Raw genomic sequence first — 21,151 nt, 5'->3', positions numbered from 1 at the left:
CGCCCTCGCAGGCCCAGGCCCCCGACGACGAGCCGCGCCTGCCGCCGCGCAAGCCGGCCCAGTCAGCGCCCGCCCAGTCCGCCCCTGCGCCCGCCCAGGCGCCCGCGCCGGTGCCCAATCCCTATATGCCCAAGGAAACCGCGCCCGCCGCGATTTCCGATGAGCAAAAGGCGATCAATGCCGCCGCCCTGATGATCCAGGCAGGCAGTGGCACCAACGAAGAAGCCATGAACTTCACGCGGGAGTTCTACGCCGATACGGTCGACTACTTCAAGAAGAAGCGCCCGAAGTCCGAGATTCTGGCCGACAAGCAGGCGTATTTCGCCCGCTGGCCGGTGCGGCGCTTCGTGGTGGACCAGAATTCGCTGAAGGCCAAGTGCCAGGATCAGATGTGCATGGTGGTCGGCCTGTACGACTACAAGGTATCCAGCCCGGAACGCGGCAAGACCGCCACCGGAACGTCGAATTTCACCTACGTCCTTGACCTGCGCAACCGTTACCGCATCGTCATGGAAGACAGCGAGGTCATCAGCCGCTAAGGCAGCGGCCGATGCCAGGGAGCATTGCAATGAGTTTGAAAATCCGCACGGCGCAGTTGTTGTGCGTGGTGGGACTGGGTGTGTTGTCCGCGCAGGCCGTGGCCATCAATTGCCAGAAGGCCGGCACGCAGGCCGAGAAGCTGATCTGCTCGGACCGCAAGGCCGTGGCGGCGGACGCCGAGCTGAATCGTGCCTATGCGGCGTTGTTGAAGCAGGCGCCCGACGACGAGATCCGCACGGCGATCAAGGATGGCCAGCGGCAATGGGTGAACGCGCGTGACCGTGAGCTGGAACGGATGGCCGACAACCCGGACTCGCTGCAGGATGATGACGCCACGCCGGGCAGCATCGCGGCCAAGCTGATCGCGGCCCGCACGGCAGACCTGAAGGCGCATCCGAAAAACAGCACCACGCCCGCCATGATCAACGCGGCACTGCGCCAGCGGGAATTCCGCAAGCAGTTCACGGGCGGGCCGTTCTCGGGCTACGACGTGTCTTGCGACGTGTTGCCGCCGTATGAGGTCTACGGCTGCTTTGCGATCCGCCACTACCAGAACAACGACCGCGTCTGCAGCGTGGAAGACTACTGGGCCACGGGTTCGGTATACGTGCAGCGCTATGTGGCCAAGCTGGTCGACAACAAGCCGGTACCGGTGGCCTCGTGCTCGTTCAACGGCAATGACGCCAACTGCCCGGGCGGTATTGCGGACGATGCCCACTGGAACACCGGCCCCGAGGTGCACAAGGTCGATTACCCGACGTCGCCGCTGGCCAGGCTGGCTGTGGATATCGACGACAGCGACGACTACACGTGGCTGCAGGCTTGCCTGACGGACAAGACGTTCCCGCTGTCGAACCCGACGTCCGCCGGCAAGTAACGCGGCGTCAGGCCCTGGCGCGCCGTGTCGCGTGGCGCTTGGCGTAGTCTTGCAACGCGTCCCGCAGTACCACCGCCTGGTTGTGGGCGGTATTGCGGGCGCCGTACAGCAGGGTCAGCGGGCGCTCGCCCGCGGCGTCCAGCAGGGCGGCCATGCGGGCCTGCTGCTCGGGCGTGGCCAGCTCGGCCAGGTATCTTTCGCGAAATTCGTCCCAGCGTTCGTCCACATGGCTGAACCACTTGCACAGTTCGGCGGTGGGGGCGATGTCTTTGGCCCATTCGTCCAGGCCCAGGTCGGCGCGGCGCAGGCCGCGCGGCCACATGCGGTCGACCAGCGCCCGGTAGTGGGTATCCGGGCCGGTGCCTTCATAGACGCGTTGCACTGAAATAGCGGACGGTTTCATGGCGGCTCCTGCAAAGGGTGCGGCCAGTCTACTCCCGCGGCGGCGCCGGTTGGCGCCACCGCGGCGGGGCGGTCAGGCGGGGGCGTCCGCCGCCGGCTTGCCGCTGGCGCGCAGCAGCAGGAAGCCCACTACGGCCGAGGCCAGCGACCCGGTCAACACGCCGATCTTGGTGGCGTCGATGGCAGCCGGGTCGGTAAAGGCCAGCGCGCCGATGAACAGGCTCATCGTGAAGCCGATGCCGCACAGCAGGGCCACGCCGTACAACTGCGTGAAGTTGGCATGGCGCGGCAGACTGGCCATGCCGGTCTTGATGGCCAGCCAGGCAAAGCCGAAGACGCCCAGCTGCTTGCCCAGGAACAGGCCCAGCGCCACGCCCAGCGGCACGGGCTGCGCCAGGCTGGACAGGCCCATGCCGGCAAACGACACACCGGCGTTGGCGAAACCGAACAGCGGCACGATCAGCAGGGCCACGGGCTTGTGCAGCGCGTGTTCCAGCGCATGCAGCGGCGAATGTGCCCCGGCATGGCCCTGGTTCTGCGGACGCAGCGGGATGGTCAGCGCCAGCGCCACGCCGGCCAGCGTGGCGTGCACGCCGGACTTCAGCACGAAATACCACAGCACCACGCCGATCAGCAGGTAGGGCGTCAAGCGCAGCACGCCGGCCCGGTTCAGGCAGAACAGGCAGGCCAGCAGCGCACCGGCCATGGCCAGCGCGAACAGGTTCAGTTCAGACGTGTAGAACAGTGCAATGATGACGATGGCGCCCAGGTCGTCCAGGATGGCCAGGGCCGTCAGGAAGATCTTGAGCGACGTGGGCACGCGGCTGCCCAGCAACGCCAGGATGCCCAGGGCAAAGGCGATGTCGGTGGCGGCGGGAATGGCCCAGCCGCGCAGGGTGTCGGGGCTGCCCAGGTTGATCAGCACGTAGATCAGGGCGGGCATCACCATGCCGCCCAGCGCCGCGATGCCCGGCAGCACGATGCGCGACACGCCGCGCAGTTGGCCGTCGAGGACTTCGCGTTTGATTTCCAGGCCGACCAGCAGGAAGAACACGGCCATCAGGCCGTCGTTGATCCAGTGCAGCACGGATTCCTTGAGCATGACGGTGCCCAGGTGGAAGCCCAGCTTGGTGCCGAGGACGTCGAAATAATGCGGGGCGAGCGGGCTGTTGGCGATGACCAGGGCGGCGGCGGCCGCCAGCATCAACACGTATCCGCCCAGGGCTTCTGAGCGGAGGAATGCCTGCAGGAATGAAACGGGCCGGGACGACGATGGGGGGGCCTGCAGGGTCACTGGAGCATCCTTTATTGCCTTTGAAGCGATTCAATTCAAGAAGCTGAATTTTACCTTAAAGGCAGTAGTCGGTCGTCAAATATCGGGAATTTCGGCGAAACACATGTTAATTATCGGAAATTTCTACAGGCCGGCGGGTGAGGAGATTCAATGCCACAGCAGGGCGTTCATGGCTTCGACCAGCCGGTTGCGGTAGCGCGGCAGCAGCGCCTGCACGCGGGCCTGGCGGTCGGTCCATTCGGCGGGTTCGCTGCCCTTGGCTATGCGCGGGGGCGCCCAGATCGGGTCGGGAAAATGGCGGTCGCCGCGCCAGCGCGGAATCACGTGCCAGTGCAGGTGCGGCACCATGTTGCCCAGGGACGCCAGGTTGATCTTGTCGGGCGACAGGATCGACTGCTGCGCTTCTTCCACCACGTACACCGCCCGCATCAGCAGGTCGCGTCCGTGGGTGGACAGGCTGGTCATTTCGGCCAGGTGGGCGTTCCAGATCACGCGGGTGAAGCCGGGGTAGTCAGGATCGTCGACTTCGATCAGGCGCAGGTGCGGCCCCCGCCACAGCAGCGTGCCGCCATCTTCCTGGCAGAGCGGACAGTTGGGGTCGCGCGCGCTCACGGCAGCACCTTGCGGTATTGAATGAAGCCGGAACGGTCGGCGATGCGGTCGTACAGCTGCATCGCCGTGGCATTGGTTTCGTGGGTCAGCCAGTACACGCGGGCGCAGTTGGCGGCGGCGGCCTGGGCGTAGACGTGTTCGATCAGCTTGCGGCCGGCGCCGGTGCCGCGGGTGTCCGGGTCGACATACAGGTCTTGCAGGTAGCAGTAGTCGCCAGCGGTCCAGGTGGACCGGTGGAAGATCCAGTGCACCATGCCGACCGCCTTGCCGCTGTCGTAGGCCAGGGCCGCGTGCATGGGTTCGGCGGGGTCCAGGAAGCGCGCCCAGGTGTTGCGCGTGACGGCATCGGCGATGTCGACGCGGTAGAAGTCCTGGTAGCCCTTCCAGAGGGGCAGCCAGACGTCGAAATCGGCGGCGACCACGGGGCGGATGTCGGCGGAACTCATGGGGCGGGTCCTCTTGTCGGTCAGAGTTGGCTTTCGAGGGCTTCGACGATGTGCCGCAGCACTTGAAGGCGAGCGTACCGCTTGTCGTTGGCCGACACCAGATGCCAGGGGGCGTGCTGGACGTCGGTGCGGGCCAGCATTTCGTTGGTGGCCGCGGCGTATTCCTTCCATTTGTCGCGGTTGCGCCAGTCGTCGGGGGTGATCTTGAAATTCTTGAAGGGCGATTTCTCGCGATCCTTGAAGCGTTCAAGCTGCACGTCGGCCGTGACGGCCAACCAGAACTTCAGCACCAGCGCGCCGCTGCTTGCCAACTGTGCTTCAAAGTCGTTGATTTCGGCATAGGCGCGGCGCCAGTGCGACGGCGGGGTGATTTTCTCGACGCGCTCGACCAGCACCCGGCCGTACCACGAGCGGTCGAAGATGGCGATGCGCCCCAGGCGCGGCACATGGCGCCAGAAGCGCCACAGGTAGGGGCGCGCCAATTCATAGCTGTTGGGCGCGGCGACCGGCGTGATGTCGAACTGGCGCGCGTCCAGCGCATGGGTGATGCGGCGGATGGCGCCGCCCTTGCCGGCGGCGTCCTGGCCTTCGAACACCAGCACCAGCGAGCGTTCCTGGAATTTCTTCGAGCGGGCAGCGCGCGCCAGCCGGCCTTGCAGCAGGCCGAGTTCGGATTCGTAGTCGTCGCGATCGACCTTGGCGTCGTAGTCCAGCTGGCCCAGGCGGTCCAGGATGCGGGCCGGACCGGTGTGCGCGACGAACGACGCTGGAATGCGCGGCACGGTGTGTTGGCGCAGGGCGGCCAGCACGGCTTCAGCGGTGCGCGCGGCGCGCATGTTCTCGTCGGCGCTGGGAATGACGACCCAGGGCGCGTGGCCGCTGTCGGTGTGGTTGATGACGACCTGGCCGCTGTTGCGGATGCGATCGTATTTCTTGTGGACTTTCAGGTCCACGGGGCTGACCTGCCATGACGTCTCGGGGCTGGCCAACAGGCGCTGCGCGCGAGCCTGCTGGGCTTCGGACGACAGGTGGAACCACAGCTTGATGATCTGCACGCCCTCGGCGGCCAGCATGGCTTCGAAGCGGCGGATGGCCACCGACTGCGCTTCGATGTGATCCTGGTTGGGCTTCTTGCGTGCGGCTTCGCGGATCAGCGGCGTGTACCACGAGCCGAACACGATGCCGGTGCTGCCCTTGGGCGGCAGGTCCTTCCAGTAGCGCCACATGGGCGGGCGGTCGAGCTCGTCGCCTTCGGGCGGGCCGTAGGCCAGCGTCTTGATGTGACGCGGGTCCATCCATTCATTGAGCAGGTTGACCGTGGCGCCCTTGCCGGCGCCATCGATGCCGGCCACCACCACCAGCAGGGATTTCTCGGCCTTCTGCAGGCGCTGGTACTGCGCGTTCAGCAGCGCCACGCGCAGCCGCGCTTCGAGGGGTTTGAAGTCTTCTTTCGACAGGCTGGGGTCGGCTTCGGCTTCGGCGAACATAGGGGATCCGTCAGGTCGGCAATCGTGCGATCGGGCGATCTTGCGGGATATCCCGGCAGCGCGCAAGTGCGCGGCCGACGCGTGCGGCCTACAGCGAGTCGAGCGGAATCTTGAGGTAGCGCACGCCGTTGTCTTCGGGCGGGGGCAGGTGGCCGGCGCGGATGTTGACCTGGATGGCGGGCAGGATCAGGGTGGGCATCGACAGCGTGGCGTCGCGCCGCGTACGCATGGCCACGAAGTCGTCTTCGGCCACGCCGTCGTGCACATGGATGTTGGCGCGACGCTGCTCGGCCACGGTGGTCTGCCAGGCGGCCTCGCGCCCGGCGGGCGGGTAGTCGTGGCACATGTACAGGCGGGTGTCGGCGGGCAGGCCCAGCAGGCGCTGGATGGACTGATACAGCTGATGGGCGTCGCCGCCCGGGAAGTCGCAGCGCGCGGTGCCCACGTCGGGCATGAACAGGGTGTCACCCACGAACACCGCATCGCCGATGCGGTAGGCCATGTCGGCCGGCGTGTGGCCGGGCACGTGCAGAGCGGTGGCCGTCAGGGCGCCGATGCGGAAGGTTTCGCCATCCGTGAACAGATGGCCGAATTGCGAGCCGTCCAGCTGGAACTGCGGTTCCAGGTTGAAGATCTGCTTGAACACGCCCTGCACCGTGCGGATGCTCTGGCCGATGGCGATCACGCCGCCCAGCTGGCGCTGCAGGTAGGGCGCGGCTGACAGGTGATCGGCGTGGGCGTGGGTCTCGAGCAGCCATTCGGTTTTCAGGCCGTGCTCGCGCACGTAGGCCACGACCCGGTCGGCGCTGGCGGTGCTGCTGCGGCCCGACTTGGGGTCGTAGTCCAGCACCGAATCGATGATGGCGCAGGCGCCGCCCGGCGTGGCTTCGTGGACCACGTAGGTGACGGTGGCCGTGGCCGGGTCGAAAAAGGCTTGGATCTGGGGATTCATGGGCAAGGCGCCTTGGCCGCAGGGCGGCCGTCAACATCCATCAATATATATTTTTCAATAATATTGTTGGATAGTTTATGCGTCAATATAATGATCAAATCCTATCCGGCCGGTTGATCCTCATCAAATGAATGCCCCCCTGACCGAATGCGAAGTCGCCGTGCTGCGCGAATCCGCCTCCCAGGCCTGCGCGCTGCTCAAGGCGCTGGCCAACGAAGACCGGCTGCTGCTCTTGTGCCAATTGGTGCAGGGCGAGCGCAATGTGGGTGAACTGGAATCCCTGACCGGCATCCGCCAGCCGACCCTGTCGCAGCAACTGGGTGTACTGCGCGACGAAGGCCTGGTGGCGACGCGCCGTGATGGCAAGTACGTCTATTACCAGATGGCCAGCTTCGAAGTCAGCCAGGTCATGAAAACCCTTTCCAGCCTGTATTGTGGCCGCGCGATGGCGTCGCTGAAATGATGGTCGATTGGGCCGCCTTCACTCCCTGGACGGCTGCGGCGGGAGGCCTGCTGATCGGCGCTGCCGCCGTGGGGTTGATGCTGGGGGCCGGCCGCATTGCCGGCATCAGCGGCATCCTGGGCGGCCTGCTGCCCCCCGGGCGTGACCGCGCCTGGCGCCTGGCATTCCTGTTGGGCCTTGCCGTATCGCCGTGGCTGTATCGCCTGGCGGCGGACTTGCCCGCCATTTCGGTGGATGCCGGCACCGGCCGGTTGATCGTCGCAGGCCTGCTCGTGGGCCTGGGCACCCGGTATGCATCGGGTTGCACCAGCGGCCATGGCGTGTGCGGCCTGTCACGAGGCTCTGCCCGCTCTCTGGTGGCCACCGCGCTCTTCATGGGGGCGGGCTTTGTCACCGTGTATGTGGTGCGCCACCTGATCGGAGCCTGACATGCCTGCGCTGTTCGCCTTCGCTGCTGGGCTGATCTTCGGGCTGGGCCTGATCGTTTCCGGCATGGCCAATCCCGCCAAGGTGCTGGGCTTTCTTGACCTGGCCGGCCCGTGGGACCCGTCCTTGGCGTGGGTGATGGGCGGCGCCGTGCTGGTGTCCGCGCCGGGGCTGGCGTGGTTGCGCCGCCGCCGCGTCAGCCTGTCCGGCGAGCCGTTGCATTGGCCCACCGCGTCGCGCATCGATGTGCGCCTGATGGCCGGCAGCCTGGCGTTCGGCGCGGGCTGGGGACTGGCGGGTTTCTGCCCCGGCCCTGCGCTGGTGGCGGCCGCGGCCGGCGTGCGCGAAGCCGGGGTGTTCGTGGCCGCCATGGTCGTTGGCATGGGGCTGTTTTCAGCCATTGAATATTTCAGGCGCCAGCCCTGACGGGGCGGCGCCGACAACAGGAGACAAGCATGCAGACAGCCGCACAGGCGCAGCGCGATTTCGATGTGGTGGTGGTGGGTGGCGGGTCGGCGGGCATCGGCGTCACCGCCAGCCTGCTGCGCCGCCGGCCCGATCTGCGCATTGCCGTCATCGAGCCCAGCGACAAGCATTACTACCAGCCCGCCTGGACGCTGGTGGGCGGCGGCGCGTTCGACATCGCCAAGACGGTGCGGCCAACGCGCGCGGTGATGCCGGGCCGGGCCACCTGGCTGCAGGCCGCGGCCGCCGGCTTCGAGCCCGAGGCCAACCAGGTCCGGCTGGCCGACGGCAGCGCTGTCAGCTACCAGCAACTGATCGTCTGCCCGGGCTTGCGGTTGGCGTGGGACAAGGTCGACGGCCTGACGGACACGCTGGGCAAGCACAACGTCACGTCCAACTACCGCTTCGACCTGGCGCCCTACACCTGGGAACTGGTGCGCGGCCTGAAGGGCGGCACGGCGCTGTTCACGCAGCCGGCCATGCCCATCAAATGTGCCGGCGCGCCGCAAAAGGCCATGTACCTGGCGTGCGACCACTGGCGCCGCTCCGGCGTGCTGGACCGCATCCAGGTCGAATTCGACCTGGCCGGCGCCGTGCTGTTCGGCGTGCCCACCTTCGTGCCGCCGCTGATGCGCTACGTCGACAGCTACGGCATTTCATTGGCCTTCAATTCGGCGCTGGTGGCCGTGGACGGCCCGGGCCGCAAGGCCTGGTTCGACGTCAAGGACGCCGAAGGCGCCGTGACGCGGGTCGAGAAAACGTTCGACATGCTGCACGCGGTGCCGCCTCAGGTGCCGCACGATTTCCTGCGCCAAAGCCCGCTGGCGGACGCGGCGGGCTGGTGCGAGGTCGACCCGGCCACGTTGCGCCACGTGCGCTACGGCAACGTTTTCGGCCTGGGCGACGGCATCAGCACCACCAACGCCAAGACGGCCGCGGCGGCGCGCAAGCAGATCGTCACGGTGGCCGAGAACCTGCTGGCGGTGCGCGAGAGCCATGCGCTGCCGGTCGCGTACGACGGCTATGGCTCGTGCCCGCTGACGGTCGAGCGCGGTCGCATCGTGCTGGCTGAATTCGGCTACGGCGGCAAGCTTCTGCCCACGTTCCCGCTGGACCCGACCGTGGCGCGCAAGAGCGCCTGGTTCCTCAAGGCCACGATGCTGCCCTGGATCTACTGGAACGGCATGCTCAAGGGCCGCGAGTGGCTGGCCCGTCCGTTGGGCAACTGAGCGGGGCAGCATGATCTATTCGGTGACGCTCATCAGCCTGGGGCTGGGTGGCGGGGTGGGCCTGATCCTGGGGCTGACGGGGGCGGGCGGGGCCATCATGGCGGTGCCGCTGCTGGTGTTCGGGCTGCACCTGAACGTGTCGCAGGCCGCGCCGATCGCGCTGCTGGCCGTGGGCCTGTCGGCGGCGCTGGGGGCGGTGCTGGGGCTGCGGGCCGGCAAGGTCCGCTACCGCGCCGCCGGCTTCATCGCGGCGACCGGCATCGTCGTGTCGCCGCTGGGCCTGTGGGCCGCCCGGCGGCTGCCCAACGCGCCGCTGGCCATCATCTTTGCCGGCGTGCTGGGCATGGTGGCCTGGCGCATGTGGCGCCAGGGTTCCGGTGCGGCGGCTGCCACGGCCGCACCGCCGCGCACGCCGCCCTGCCTGCTCAATGCCGACACCGGGCGCCTGCGCTGGACAGCGCCCTGCGCCCGCGCGCTGGCCGGCACGGGCGTCATTGCCGGCTTCCTGTCGGGTTTGCTGGGGGTGGGCGGAGGCTTTGTCATCGTGCCCGCGCTGCGCCGTGCGACCGACCTGCCGATGCAGGCCATCGTGGGCACGTCATTGGCGGTGATTGCATTGGTGTCGGCCAGCGGCGTGGTGGCTGCGGCCGCGGGCGGCCACCTCGATTGGGCCATCGCGCTGCCGTTCACGCTGGCCGCGGTGGCAGGCATGCTGGCCGGCCGCGCAGTGGCGGATCGCTTTCCGCCGCGGCGGCTGCAGCAAAGCTTCGCGCTGTTCGCGGCGCTGGTGGCCGCGGCCATGCTGGTCAAGGCCGTGATGGCGCTGGCTGCCTAGGCAGGCCCACGGCCGGCGCATGCGGCGCCGGCCGGCTCGCCCCATTACTCGTAGGTACGGATGTCGTCGATGACCTTGCCGTCGTTCGGCAGGGCGCCGGCTTCGGCCCATTCCACATCGCCGCGCAGCTTGGTGACGTCGCGCATGGATTCCGCAATGCGGGCGCTGAGTTCTTCACCGCGCACCCGCGATTCCACTTTCAGCACCATGCGGTCCGAGCCGGTGGTGCCGCTGATGACCAGCCTGGCCCGCTGGATTTCCGGATGGCGCCGCACCACGTCGGCCACCTGCGACGGATGCACGAACATGCCGCGCACCTTGGTGGTCTGGTCCGCGCGGCCCATCCAGCCCTTGATGCGGGTGTTGGTGCGGCCGCAGGGCGAGATGCCGGGCATGACGGCCGACAGGTCGCCGGTGCCGAACCGCACCAGCGGGTAGTCCGGGTTGAGCGTGGTGACGACCACTTCGCCGACCTCGCCGTCGGGCACGGGTTCGCCGGTGCCGGGGCGCACGATCTCGACGATGATGTCTTCGCCCAGCACCAGGCCCTGGCGGGCTGGGGTCTCGAAGGCGATCATGCCCAGGTCCGCGCTGCCGTAGGCCTGGTAGCCCTCGATGCCGCGGGCGGCCAGCCAATCGCGCAGCGATGGCGGAAACGCCTCGCCCGACACCAGCGCGCGGCGCAGCGAATCGAGCTTCACGCCCAGTTCGTCGGCCTTTTCCAGAATGATCTTCAGGAAGCTGGGCGTGCCGGTGTAGCCGCTGGGCGCCAGGTCCTGGATGGCGCGCACCTGCTGTTCGGTCTGGCCGGTTCCGCCAGGAAACACGGTGCAGCCCACGGCATGCGCGGCGGTTTCCATCATGGAGCCGGCCGGGGTGAAGTGATACGAAAAGCAGTTGTACGCCAGTTCACCCGCGCGGAAGCCGGCCGCGTACAGGGCGCGGGCAAAGCGCCAGTAGTCGGCGCGGGCGCTTTCCGGTTCATAGATCGGGCCGGGCGAGGCGAACACGCGCATCGCTTCGCCCCAGCCGATGGCCGAGAAGCCGCCAAAGGCTTTGTCGGGGCCGGCGGCGCGCGCGGCGTCATCGCGGCTGTGCTGCTGGCGTTCCAGCAGTTCGTGCTTGCGCAGCACGGGCAGGCGCGCCAGTGCGGCGCGGGACGTGACCGTGGCGGGATCGATGCCGCGCAGCTGCTCGGCAATCGCCGGTGCACGGGCGATGGCCCGCGCGATGGCGGCGGGCAGGGCTGCCATCAGCTCGCGCTCGCGTTGCTCGGGCGCTCGGGTTTCCAGAACATCGAAAAACTCGGACATGGGATCGCACCCTCTCGTGTGCCGTACTGCGGTGTCGTTGCCGGCGGCAGGCCGGACCGCGCCGGCATGCCGCTCCAGGGATCAGGCCAGCCAGCGTTTGCGGCGGCGGTAGAACTTGTTGTCGCGGAAACTCTTGCGCTCGCCGCTGGATATGCCCAGGTAGAACTCTTTGACGTCCTCGTTCTGGGCCAGGTCCTGCGCGGCGCCGTCCATCATCACGCGCCCGTTTTCCAGGATGTAGCCGTAATCGGCATAGCGCAGCGCGATGTTGGTGTTCTGCTCGGCCAGCAGGAAGCTGACGCGCTCGCGCTGGTTCAGGTCGCGCACGATCTCGAAGATCTCTTCGACGATCTGCGGCGCCAGGCCCATCGACGGTTCGTCCAGCAGGATCATGTTGGGGTTGGCCATCAGTGCGCGGCCGATGGCGGTCATCTGTTGCTCGCCGCCCGACGTGTAGCCGGCCTGGCTGGCGCGGCGTTGCTTCAGGCGAGGAAAGTACTGGTACACGCGGTCCAGCGCGGCGTTGGTGTCGCCGCGGCTGATGTTGCGGGTGTAGGCGCCGGTCAGCAGGTTCTCTTCGATGGTCAGGTGGGCAAAACAATGCCGGCCTTCCATCACCTGCACGACGCCGCGTTTGACCAGCTCGGCCGGCGACAGCCTTTCGATGCGCTGGTCGCGGTACTGGATGTGGCCTTTGGTGACGTCGCCGCGTTCGCCCTTGAGCAGGTTCGAGATCGCGCGCAGCGTGGTGGTCTTGCCGGCGCCGTTGGCGCCCAGCAAGGCCACGATCTTGCCTTCAGGCACCTGCAGGGAAACGCCCTTGAGCACCAGGATGACGTGGTTGTAGATCACCTCGATGCCGTTCACATCGAGCAGCACCTTGGGGGCGCTGGCGGGCGTAGCGGTAGTGGTTGCTGCGGTCATGGCATTTCCTGCGGCATGGTGGCGGCCGACGCGGATGCGCCGGCCGCCGGTTCACATCAGTTCTCGCAAGTGCGGGGCGTGATGTTCTTTTCCTTGGCGTACTTCGCCGCGGCTTCCTTGACCATCGGGTCCAGCAGGGTCTTGTCGGCCTGGTACCAGTCCGAGGCGACCTTGAACTTCGCGCCGTCCCACTGCACGATGCGGGCCCAGTCGTCACCCTTGTGGTTGCTGCAAGAGGTCTTGACCGGACGCATGATCTGGCCAAAGCCCAGCTGGTTCAGACGGTCCTGGGTGATGTTCAGGTTCTCGAAGCCCCAGCGCACCTGCTCGGGCGTCAGCGCCTTGCCCTTGCCGTACTTCTCTTGCGCGGTGCGGATCGCTTCCACCTGCAGCATCGAGATCATCATGCCGCGGGTATGGGCGATGGTGCCCAGCGTGGTCTTGCCCGACTTGTCCGAACCCTGGCCCTTGTCGTAGACGTACTTCTTCAAGTCGTCGTAGACCTTGTCGTGCTCGGCGCCGCTGTTGTGCACGGTGATGGCGTTGTAGCCCTTGGCGACGTCGCCCAGGTCCTTCACGTCACCTTCCGAGCCGGCCCACCAGATGGCGTACATCTTGTCGCGCGGATAGCCGCTGGCCTGCGCTTCGCGGATGGCGGTGGGGGTCATGATGCCCGCGCTCCACAGCAGCACATAGGCCGGACGGGCCTGGCGGATCTGCAGCCAGGTGGACTTCTGTTCCACGCCCGGCGCGGTCACCGGATACAGCAGCAGCTCGAAGCCTTCCTTGGCGGCGCGCTTTTGCAGCAGCGGAATCGGTTCCTTGCCGTACGGCGAGTCGTGGTAGACCAGGGCGATCTTCTTGCCCTTGAGCTTGTCCATGCCGCCTTCTTTCTTGGCGATGTCCTGGATCATCACGTCAGCGGCGGTCCAGTACGTGCCGAGCAGCGGGAAGTTCCACTCGAACACGCTGCCGTCGACCGACTGCGACAGGCCGTAGCCCATCGTCTCGACGGGCACCTTGTCGACCATGGCCTTGTCGCTGACGGCGAAGGTGATGCCGGTGGATTGGGTGTCAAAGCCCGATGCGCCGGTGCCCTTGCTCTTCAGGCGTTCATAGCATTCCACGCCGCGGTCGGTGGCGTAGGCGGTTTCGCATTCCTCGTAGGTGATCTTGACGCCGTTGACGCCGCCGTCGCGCTCGTTGACCAGCTTCAGGTAGTCCAGCTTGCCGTCGGCCCAGGGGATGCCCAGGGGTGCGAAGGACCCGGTGCGGTACACCAGCAACGGAACGAACTGCTCTTCCGCCGCCATCGCCGGCGTGGCCACCGCGGTCACGGCGCCGGCTGCGGCCACTAAGGCTGCCGCCAACTTCAGGTTAAGACGCTTCATCTCCATTTACCTCCTGCGTGGTGTTTGGGTCAATAAACCCTCGGACACCGGGGTTGGCCCGGTCTGGAGCCGGGTATTCAGGATGTGGGCCGCGGCGCTTTTGCCGCCACGGCCCGCAGAAATCAATGCGAAATCAGTGCGGGAACGGCCAGATACGGAGCTTCTCCTTGCCGATGCTCCACAAGCGGGCGAGCCCGTGCGGCTCGGCGATCAGGAAAAACACGATCAGCGCGCCGAACACCATGTGCTCGATGTGCGCGGCGGTGTCCACCGACAGCGGCAGGCCCAGCATGTGCGGCACGTTGGACAACGCCACCGGCACCAGCACGATGAAGGCCGCGCCGAAGAAGCTGCCGATGATCGAGCCCAGGCCGCCGATGATCACCATGAACAGCAGCTGGAAGGAACGGGTCAGGTCGAATGCCAGGGGTTCCCACGAACCCAGGTGGATGTAGCCCCACAGCGCGCCGGCCACGCCCACGATGAACGAGCTGACCGCAAACGCGGTGAGCTTGGCGTACATGGGGCGGATGCCGATGACCGAGGCGGCCACGTCCATGTCGCGGATGGCCATCCACTGGCGGCCGATGGCGCCGCGCACCAGGTTCTTGGCCAACAGGCTGAAGATCACCACCAGGATCAGCACGAACAAGTACTTTTCCAGGGCGCTTTGCACCGGCAGGCCGAAGGCGGTCAGGGGCGGCACCGACACGTTGCCCGACGACGAATAGTTGGTGAAGAACGGAATGCGCAGGAAGGCCCAGTCGACGAAGAACTGCGCCGCCAGGGTCGCCACGGCCAGGTACAGGCCGCGGATACGCAGGCTGGGAATGCCGAAGATGACGCCGACCAGCGTGGCAAAGCAGCCGCCCAGCAGGATCTGGATGATCAGCGGCATGCCGGGAAAGCGCACGCCGAAGTTCCAGGCCGCATAGGCCCCCACCGCCATGAAGGCGCCCGTGCCCAGCGAGATCTGGCCGCAATAGCCCACCAGGATGTTCAGGCCCACCGCGGCCAGCGACAGGATCAGGAACGGAATCAGGATGGCGCGCAGCAGGTAATCGCTGGACAGCGCCGGGATGGCGATGAACGCCACGGCCAGCAGCAGCCAGATGAAGATGCGGTCCTGGCGGATCGGGAAGATCTGCTGGTCAGCGCGATAGCTGGTCTTGAATTGGCCGTTTTCGCGATAGAACATGTTTTTATCCTAGAAGGCCGGGTTCAGACGCGGTCGATGATCTTCTCGCCGAACAGCCCTTGCGGACGGAACAGCAGGAACACCAGCGCCAGCACATAGGCGAACCAGATTTCGATGCCGCCACCCACCAGCGACCCCAGATACACCTCGGACAGCTTTTCGCCCACGCCGATGATCAGGCCACCCAGGATGGCTCCCGGCACGGACGTCAGGCCGCCCAGGATCACCACCGGCAGCGCCCGCAGCGCCGCGGTCGACAGCGTGAACTGCACCCCGAACTTCGATCCCCAGATGATGCCGGCCACCAGCGCGACCAGGCCGGCCACGCACCAGACGATGACCCAGATGCGGTTCAGCGGAATGCCGATGGACTGCGCGGCCTGGTGATCGTCCGCCACGGCGCGCAGCGCGCGGCCGGTGGAGGTGAACTGGAAGAACAGCGCCAGCGCCGCCACCAGCAGCGCCGCGATGACCGCGGCGGTCAGGTCTTCCAGGTTGATCAGCAACCCGCCTTCGAACACCGAGTCCAGGATCATCCACGGATCTTTCGGCATGCCCACGTTGATGGAATACACCGAGCTGCCGAACGAGATCTGGCCCAGGCCGTCCAGGAAGTAGCTGATGCCCAGCGTGGCCATCAGCAGCGTGGTGGCTTCCTGGTTGACCAGGTGGCGCAGCACGAAGCGTTCGATCGCCACCGCCAGGAGGAACATCAGGATCGCGCTGACGATGAACGCCAGCACATTGGCCAGGATCATGTTCTCGAAGCCGAACCAGCGCGGTATCCATTCGGAAAAGCGCGCCATGGACAGGGCGGCCACCAGCACCATGGCGCCCTGCGCGAAGTTGAAGACGCCGGATGCCTTGAAGATCAGCACGAAGCCCAGGCCGATCAGGGCATACATCATGCCGCTCATCAGGCCGCCGAATAAGGTCTCTAGAAAAAATCCCATGTCTCGTCCGCCTTAGTGCGACACGCCGAGGTAGGCGCGGATGACGTCTTCGTTGGCGCGGACTTCGTCCGGCTTGCCGTCGCCGATCTTCTTGCCGTAGTCCAGCACCACCACGCGGTCGGAAATATCCATCACCACGCCCATGTCGTGCTCGATCAGGACGATCGTCGTGCCGAACTCGTCGTTGACATCCAGGATGAAGCGGCTCATGTCCTGCTTCTCTTCGATGTTCATGCCGGCCATCGGCTCGTCCAGCAGCAACAGGCGCGGTTCCATCGCCAGCGCGCGGCCCAGGTCCACGCGCTTTTGCAGGCCATAGGGCAGGCGGCCGACCGGCGTCTTGCGAAACGCCTGGATTTCCAGGAAGTCGATGATGTTCTCGACGAACTGGCGGTGTTCGATCTCTTCACGTTCGGCCGCGCCCAGGCGGAACGCCTGCGACAGCAGGCCGCATTTCATGCGCAGATTGCGGCCCGTCATGATGTTGTCCAGCACGCTCATGCCCTTGAACAACGCCAGGTTCTGGAACGTGCGGGCAATGCCCATTTCGGCTGCACGGCGCGGATTCATGCGCGAAAAGCGCTCGCCGCGAAATTCGATGCCGCCTTGCTGCGGCGTGTAGACGCCGTTGATGACGTTCAGCATCGAGCTCTTGCCCGCGCCGTTGGGCCCGATGATGGCGCGGATTTCGTGTTCGCGCACATTGAAGGAAATGTCCGTCAGCGCCTTGACGCCGCCGAAGGACAGCGAGATGTTCTGCATGTCCAGCATCACGTCGCCGATGCGCTGGTCGCGGTCGTTGTTGCTCATGGTGTCTACGCGGCTCGGGCGGTGATGGCGGGGAACGTCTTGACCGGATGGATGCGCAGGTCGGCGGAAATCTTGCCGGTGCGCCCATCCTCGAACTTCACTTCGGTCTCGATGTACTGCGACGACTTGCCGCCGAACAGCGCATCGATCAGCACGCCGTACTTCTGCGCGATGAAGGCGCGCCGCACCTTGCGGGTGCGCGTCAGCTCGTCGTCGTCCGGATCCAGCTCTTTGTGCAGGATCAGGAACCGGCTGATCTGCGAGGCCGACAGTTTCGGGTCGGTGGCCAGGTCGGCATTGACCTGTTCGACGCACTCGGCGATCAGTTGGTAGACCTCGTCCTTGCCCGCCAGGTCGGTGTAGCCGGCGTAGGGCAGGCCACGGCGCTCGGCCCAGTTGCCCACGGCTTCCAGGTCGATGTTGATGAAGGCGCACACGTCTTCGCGGTCGGCGCCGAAGGCCACCGCTTCCTTGATGTGCTGGAAGAACTTGAGCTTGTTCTCCAGGTACTTGGGCGCGAACAGACTGCCGTTGGCCAGCTTGCCCACGTCCTTGGCGCGATCGATGATCTTGAGCTGGCCGTCGGTGTCCAGGTAGCCCGCATCGCCCGTATGGAACCAGCCGTCGGCGCTGCGCGCCTCTTCGGTGGCCGCGGGGTTGCGGTAGTACTCCTTGAACAGGCCCGGGCTCTTGACCAGGATCTCGCCGTTGTCGGCCACGCGGATTTCCACGCCGGCCACGGGCGGGCCGACGGTGTCGTCACGCACCTGGCCGTCGGGCTGCACGCAGACGAACACCGACGTTTCGGTCGAGCCGTAGAGCTGCTTGAGGTTGATGCCGATGGACCGGTAGAACACGAACAGGTCCGGGCCGATAGCCTCGCCGGCCGTATAGGCCACGCGCACGCGGCTCATGCCCAGCGCATTGCGCAGGGGGCCGTAGATCAGCACATTGCCCAGCGCGTAGCGCAGGCGGTCCCAGGCGTTGACGGATTCGCCATCCAGGATGCGCGTGCCCACGCGGCGGGCCAGCTTCATGCAGGCCTGGAACAGCTTGCGCTTGATGTAGCCCGCGTCTTCCATGCGGATCATCACATGGGTCAGCAGGCCTTCCAGCACGCGCGGCGGCGCGAAATAGTAGGTAGGTCCGATGTCGCGCATGTCGATCGACACCGTGTCGGGCGATTCGGGATGGTTCACGGTAAAGCCCGTGACCAGCAGCTGCGTATACGAGAACATGTTCTGCCCGATCCAGGCCGGGGGCAGATACGCCAGCACGTCTTCCTGGTCCGTCAGCTTTTCCATGTCCGACACCGCACGGGCGCGGTCGATTAGCGCATGGTGCGTCAGCACCACGCCCTTGGGCTTGCCGGTGGTGCCCGACGTATAGAACATCGCCGCCGCGTCATGCGGCTGCACGGCGGCCACGGCGCGCGCGAAGAAGTCGGGATGCTGCGCGGCGTAGCCGCGGCCCAGTTCCTCCAGCTTTTCGTACGACAGCAGCATCGCGTCCGAGTAATGGCGCAGACCGCGCGGATCGTCATACACCACATGCTTGAGCGCGGGACATTGCTCGCGCACTTCCAGCATCTTGTCGACCTGTTCCTGGTCTTCGACCACCGCCACGCTGATCTCGGCGTCCTGCAGCACATAGACCATTTCCTGGGCCACGGCGTCCTGGTAGAGCGGCACGGGAATTGCGCCCAGCGATTGCGCGGCCATCATGGCCATATACAGGCGAGGGCGGTTTTCACCGATGACGGCCACGTGCATGCCGGGCTTGATGCCCAGCGACGCGAATCCGTGGGCCACCTGGCGCACGTGCTCCGCCACATCGGACCAGGTAAGGGTTTGCCAGATCCCCAGATCTTTCTCGCGTATCGCGGGCCGCGACCCGCGCACGTTGGCATGCGCGAACAGCAGCGCTGGAAAGGTGTCCAGCGCGGCCGGCACCTGTGCAGATGCGGGCGATGAATGTGCCACGTTGTCTCCTCCGGTTTGGGCGCGCCGGGCCGGCAGCCGCGAAGAGCGGCGCGGGCGATATCGCGCTTGACCAGTTGGTTTTAGATTTACGGCAGGAGTTAAGGTATAAGGTTGGGTTGCTACCAACTGTCACCATCGCGACATTCAAGGAACTTTTAGGGTATTCCCGATGCAGCTATCCGACTCCCTGCAACTTGCCGCGGCCTGGTTTCGCGTGCTCAACGCCGAGCAGCAAGCGCGCGTCGAGCGAGACCTTTCCGTGCAGCAAGCGGCCGCCGGGTCGATCATAGAGCGCAAAGGCGAACTCGCCCAGGCATGGATCGGCGTGCTGGCCGGCCTGGTGAAAGTATCGGTGGGCAACGCCGAAGGAAAAGTCGCCTCGCTGACCGGCGTGCCTGCCGGCGGCTGGATCGGCGAAGGCTCGTTGCTCAAGCGCGAAGTCCGCAAATACGACATCGTGGCGTTGCGCGATTCCGTCGTCGCGCGCCTGCCGGCGGCCACCTTCGACTGGCTGCTCGATAGCAGCATCCCGTTCAACCGTTACCTGCTGCATCAACTGAACGAGCGCGTCGCGCAATTCATCGGCAAGGCCGAATACGACCGCCTGCTCGACCCCGACGCCCGCGTGGCGCGCTGCCTGGCCGAACTCTTCAACCCGCTGCTGTATCCCGGCATGGGCATGCGCCTGACCATCACCCAGGAAGAAGTCGGCTACCTGGCCCGCGTCTCGCGCCAGCGTGCCAACCAGGCCCTGCGCAAACTGGAAGAGGCGGGCCTGTTGAACGTCGAATACGGCGCCGTACGGGTGCTGGACCTGGACGGCCTGAAACTCTACGGCTCGGACCGCAGCGCGGTCGAAGGCGAGCACATCGCCTGACACGGGCGGCCCCCCAGCCAGTCCGACCCCGGATACCCCTTGCGCAGCGCACCATAAAAAAACGCTTGACGTTAAATAGTGCGCTATTTAATATTGCGCAATGAAATCCAGATCCCAGCCGAAAGGCGCCTTCAACCCGCTGCTGCTAGACAGCCAATTGTGTTTCGCCCTGTACTCGACCTCGCTGGCGATGAACAAGGTGTACCGCAAGCTGCTGCGCGGCCTGGATCTGACCTACCCGCAGTACCTGGTCATGCTGGTGCTGTGGGAAGGCGACGAAATCACCGTCACCGACATCGGCGAACGCCTGTTCCTGGACTCGGCCACCCTCACGCCCCTGCTCAAGCGGCTGGAAGCGGCAGGCCTGGTCACCCGCACGCGGGCCCAGGAAGACGAACGCCAGGTCATCGTGACCCTGACCAAACAAGGCCGCGACCTGCGCAACCAGGCCGAAGCCGTGCCCCACGCCATCGCACAAGCCGCCCAGTGCTCGCTGCAGGAAGCCCAGGGCACCATGAAAGCGTTACACGAATTGCGGGAAAAGCTGGTCAGCAGTCTTTGAACCTTAGTCTTTGAAGTGGATGATGGCAGGTGCCGTCATCCGGCATTAAAGATAGCGCGCGATGAAATTGTGTGCTATTTAATCAGGAAAGGCCGAGCCGGGAAGGGTCCCGCCAGCCTGGCAGTCCCACCATCACCTTCCAAAAGGAACGCATCATGTCCATCGAAAAAGTCCTGTACCGCGCCCACGCCCACGTCACCGGCGGCCGTGAAGGCACCGGCGTATCCAACGACGGCAACCTGAACGTCAAGCTGACCACCCCCAAGGAACTGGGCGGCGCCGGCGCGGCCGGCACCAACCCCGAACAACTCTTCGCCGTCGGCTACTCCGCCTGCTTCATGGGCGCCATGAAGTTCGTCGCCGGCCGCGACAAGATCGCCATGCCCGCCAACGCCACCATCGATGGGTCTGTGGGTATCGGTCCTATCCCGACCGGCTTCGGAATCGAAGCGGAACTGAAGATTTCGTTGCCTGGGATGGATCGGGCTGAAGCGGAGAAGCTTGTCTCCGCCGCTCACATTGTCTGCCCTTACTCGAATGCTACGCGTGGCAATATCGATGTGACGCTGACGATCGAAGTCTGAGTGGGATTGTTTTGATCGCTGCGCGCGATCTGGGGCGCGGCCTGATTGGGCAGATTGGGTTGCTTGGGTAACGCAGTTTGTTCGTAGGCCGCTTCTCGGGGCGGGTGGCTTGTGGGCGAGCGCCCACGATTGCGGTCCGGAGCCTTCGCTCCGGACTGCCCCATCGTCATCCTCGTACGCCTGCGGCTCCCTACGGATTCCCTCGGGCGCATCGAGGTTGCTCGCCCACAAGCCACCCGCCCCGAGAAGCTACCGTTTTCGAGAAATGGGGCGTTGTTAGGCCGGGGTGTGGGGGAGAGGTTTGCGTCGCTCGCCCCAGGCCGGCCGCGCGGGCGGCCTTGTGGGGCTTCGGCACTGTGCGGCGTCGTGACGATGTGCGCGGTGCGCTTGCGTGGAGCGCTTTGTTTGCCAGCGTTACCTTCACGGTACGACCCGGGCAGATTCTGCTGTTTGTCGGCGCTAGCGGCGGGGCATGATCTGGGCAGACGCCTGTGTTGGTCAACGTTACCGACGGGGCACGACCCACGCC

The 21,151-nt window shown here is 65.9% G+C and carries 22 protein-coding genes and 1 pseudogene; 10 read left to right on the top strand and 13 right to left on the bottom strand.

Features of this window, described 5'->3' with window-relative positions; translation table 11 throughout:
- Both HV798_RS07070 and HV798_RS07065 read left to right on the top strand, forming a co-directional pair.
- Nucleotides 1-539 (top strand): annotated as a pseudogene (locus HV798_RS07070) (hypothetical protein); the annotation flags it as partial.
- A gap of 29 nt (nt 540-568) precedes the next feature.
- Complete coding sequence (locus tag HV798_RS07065) at nt 569-1,417, top strand: lysozyme inhibitor LprI family protein (protein ID WP_175191509.1); 849 nt, start codon at nt 569-571, stop codon at nt 1,415-1,417.
- 7 nt (nt 1,418-1,424) lie between these two features.
- Here HV798_RS07065 and HV798_RS07060 read toward each other — a convergent pair whose 3' ends face one another.
- The 6 genes from HV798_RS07060 to HV798_RS07035 form a co-directional block, all read right to left on the bottom strand.
- On the bottom strand, nt 1,425-1,820 hold the full coding sequence (locus HV798_RS07060; RefSeq protein ID WP_175191510.1) for a DUF488 domain-containing protein: 396 nt from the start codon (nt 1,818-1,820) through the stop codon (nt 1,425-1,427).
- A gap of 72 nt (nt 1,821-1,892) precedes the next feature.
- Nucleotides 1,893-3,113 (bottom strand): Na+/H+ antiporter NhaA, encoded by a 1,221-nt coding sequence (gene nhaA, locus HV798_RS07055; RefSeq protein WP_175191511.1) that lies wholly within the window; start codon nt 3,111-3,113, stop codon nt 1,893-1,895.
- Nucleotides 3,114-3,260: 147 nt separating this feature from the next.
- Nucleotides 3,261-3,725: an HIT family protein gene (locus HV798_RS07050; protein WP_175191512.1), complete on the bottom strand. Its 465-nt coding sequence runs from the start codon at nt 3,723-3,725 to the stop codon at nt 3,261-3,263.
- Nucleotides 3,722-4,171, bottom strand: coding sequence for a GNAT family N-acetyltransferase (locus tag HV798_RS07045; RefSeq protein WP_025136597.1), 450 nt, complete (start codon nt 4,169-4,171; stop codon nt 3,722-3,724). The genes HV798_RS07050 and HV798_RS07045 overlap by 4 nt, the downstream gene beginning before the upstream one ends.
- Nucleotides 4,172-4,191: 20 nt before the next feature.
- Nucleotides 4,192-5,658: a polyphosphate:AMP phosphotransferase gene (pap, locus tag HV798_RS07040; protein WP_175191513.1), complete on the bottom strand. Its 1,467-nt coding sequence runs from the start codon at nt 5,656-5,658 to the stop codon at nt 4,192-4,194.
- Between the two features lie 88 nt (nt 5,659-5,746).
- The gene (locus tag HV798_RS07035) at nt 5,747-6,610 is read right to left on the bottom strand and encodes an MBL fold metallo-hydrolase (protein ID WP_025136595.1); all 864 of its coding nucleotides are present in this window, start codon (nt 6,608-6,610) and stop codon (nt 5,747-5,749) included.
- A gap of 127 nt (nt 6,611-6,737) precedes the next feature.
- On the opposite strand from HV798_RS07035, the gene HV798_RS07030 reads away from it, so the two are divergent.
- The 5 genes from HV798_RS07030 to HV798_RS07010 are packed head-to-tail and all read left to right on the top strand — an operon-like array spanning nt 6,738 to nt 10,028.
- On the top strand, nt 6,738-7,073 hold the full coding sequence (locus HV798_RS07030) for an ArsR/SmtB family transcription factor (protein ID WP_025136594.1): 336 nt from the start codon (nt 6,738-6,740) through the stop codon (nt 7,071-7,073).
- Nucleotides 7,070-7,501 carry a YeeE/YedE family protein gene (locus HV798_RS07025; protein ID WP_175191514.1) on the top strand — a complete coding sequence of 144 codons (432 nt, stop codon included), beginning with the start codon at nt 7,070-7,072 and terminating at the stop codon, nt 7,499-7,501. The genes HV798_RS07030 and HV798_RS07025 overlap by 4 nt, the downstream gene beginning before the upstream one ends.
- A gap of 1 nt (nt 7,502) precedes the next feature.
- Nucleotides 7,503-7,925, top strand: a complete 423-nt coding sequence (locus HV798_RS07020) for a YeeE/YedE family protein (protein ID WP_175191515.1) — start codon at nt 7,503-7,505, stop codon at nt 7,923-7,925.
- Nucleotides 7,926-7,954: 29 nt separating this feature from the next.
- Nucleotides 7,955-9,193 carry an NAD(P)/FAD-dependent oxidoreductase gene (locus tag HV798_RS07015; RefSeq protein ID WP_175191516.1) on the top strand — a complete coding sequence of 413 codons (1,239 nt, stop codon included), beginning with the start codon at nt 7,955-7,957 and terminating at the stop codon, nt 9,191-9,193.
- Between the two features lie 10 nt (nt 9,194-9,203).
- Nucleotides 9,204-10,028 carry a sulfite exporter TauE/SafE family protein gene (locus tag HV798_RS07010; protein ID WP_175191517.1) on the top strand — a complete coding sequence of 275 codons (825 nt, stop codon included), beginning with the start codon at nt 9,204-9,206 and terminating at the stop codon, nt 10,026-10,028.
- 44 nt (nt 10,029-10,072) lie between these two features.
- Here the strand turns inward: HV798_RS07010 and HV798_RS07005 are convergent, their stop codons facing one another.
- The 7 genes from HV798_RS07005 to HV798_RS06975 form a co-directional block, all read right to left on the bottom strand.
- Complete coding sequence (locus HV798_RS07005; RefSeq protein ID WP_175191518.1) at nt 10,073-11,341, bottom strand: phenylacetate--CoA ligase family protein; 1,269 nt, start codon at nt 11,339-11,341, stop codon at nt 10,073-10,075.
- An 81-nt stretch (nt 11,342-11,422) separates the two neighbouring features.
- On the bottom strand, nt 11,423-12,265 hold the full coding sequence (locus HV798_RS07000) for an ABC transporter ATP-binding protein (RefSeq protein WP_025136588.1): 843 nt from the start codon (nt 12,263-12,265) through the stop codon (nt 11,423-11,425).
- Between the two features lie 56 nt (nt 12,266-12,321).
- Nucleotides 12,322-13,662 (bottom strand): ABC transporter substrate-binding protein, encoded by a 1,341-nt coding sequence (locus HV798_RS06995; protein ID WP_025136587.1) that lies wholly within the window; start codon nt 13,660-13,662, stop codon nt 12,322-12,324.
- Nucleotides 13,663-13,789: 127 nt separating this feature from the next.
- Nucleotides 13,790-14,854: a branched-chain amino acid ABC transporter permease gene (locus HV798_RS06990; RefSeq protein WP_025136586.1), complete on the bottom strand. Its 1,065-nt coding sequence runs from the start codon at nt 14,852-14,854 to the stop codon at nt 13,790-13,792.
- 23 nt (nt 14,855-14,877) lie between these two features.
- Nucleotides 14,878-15,807, bottom strand: a complete 930-nt coding sequence (locus HV798_RS06985; RefSeq protein ID WP_025136585.1) for a branched-chain amino acid ABC transporter permease — start codon at nt 15,805-15,807, stop codon at nt 14,878-14,880.
- Between the two features lie 12 nt (nt 15,808-15,819).
- Nucleotides 15,820-16,617 carry an ABC transporter ATP-binding protein gene (locus HV798_RS06980; protein WP_025136584.1) on the bottom strand — a complete coding sequence of 266 codons (798 nt, stop codon included), beginning with the start codon at nt 16,615-16,617 and terminating at the stop codon, nt 15,820-15,822.
- Between the two features lie 5 nt (nt 16,618-16,622).
- Complete coding sequence (locus HV798_RS06975; RefSeq protein WP_175191519.1) at nt 16,623-18,599, bottom strand: AMP-dependent synthetase/ligase; 1,977 nt, start codon at nt 18,597-18,599, stop codon at nt 16,623-16,625.
- A 169-nt stretch (nt 18,600-18,768) separates the two neighbouring features.
- On the opposite strand from HV798_RS06975, the gene HV798_RS06970 reads away from it, so the two are divergent.
- From HV798_RS06970 to HV798_RS06960, 3 genes are all read left to right on the top strand, one after another.
- Nucleotides 18,769-19,476, top strand: coding sequence for a Crp/Fnr family transcriptional regulator (locus tag HV798_RS06970; RefSeq protein ID WP_175191520.1), 708 nt, complete (start codon nt 18,769-18,771; stop codon nt 19,474-19,476).
- A gap of 100 nt (nt 19,477-19,576) precedes the next feature.
- Nucleotides 19,577-20,038, top strand: coding sequence for a MarR family winged helix-turn-helix transcriptional regulator (locus tag HV798_RS06965; protein WP_025136581.1), 462 nt, complete (start codon nt 19,577-19,579; stop codon nt 20,036-20,038).
- Nucleotides 20,039-20,193: 155 nt separating this feature from the next.
- On the top strand, nt 20,194-20,622 hold the full coding sequence (locus tag HV798_RS06960; RefSeq protein ID WP_175191521.1) for an organic hydroperoxide resistance protein: 429 nt from the start codon (nt 20,194-20,196) through the stop codon (nt 20,620-20,622).
- The last annotated feature ends 529 nt before the right edge of the window (nt 20,623-21,151 follow it).

This window comes from Achromobacter deleyi (genome assembly GCF_902859705.1).
GTDB classification, from domain to species: domain Bacteria; phylum Pseudomonadota; class Gammaproteobacteria; order Burkholderiales; family Burkholderiaceae_B; genus Achromobacter; species Achromobacter deleyi.
The sequence above is the reverse complement of the archived record's forward strand: the minus strand, read 5'-3'. Positions and strand labels throughout refer to the sequence as shown.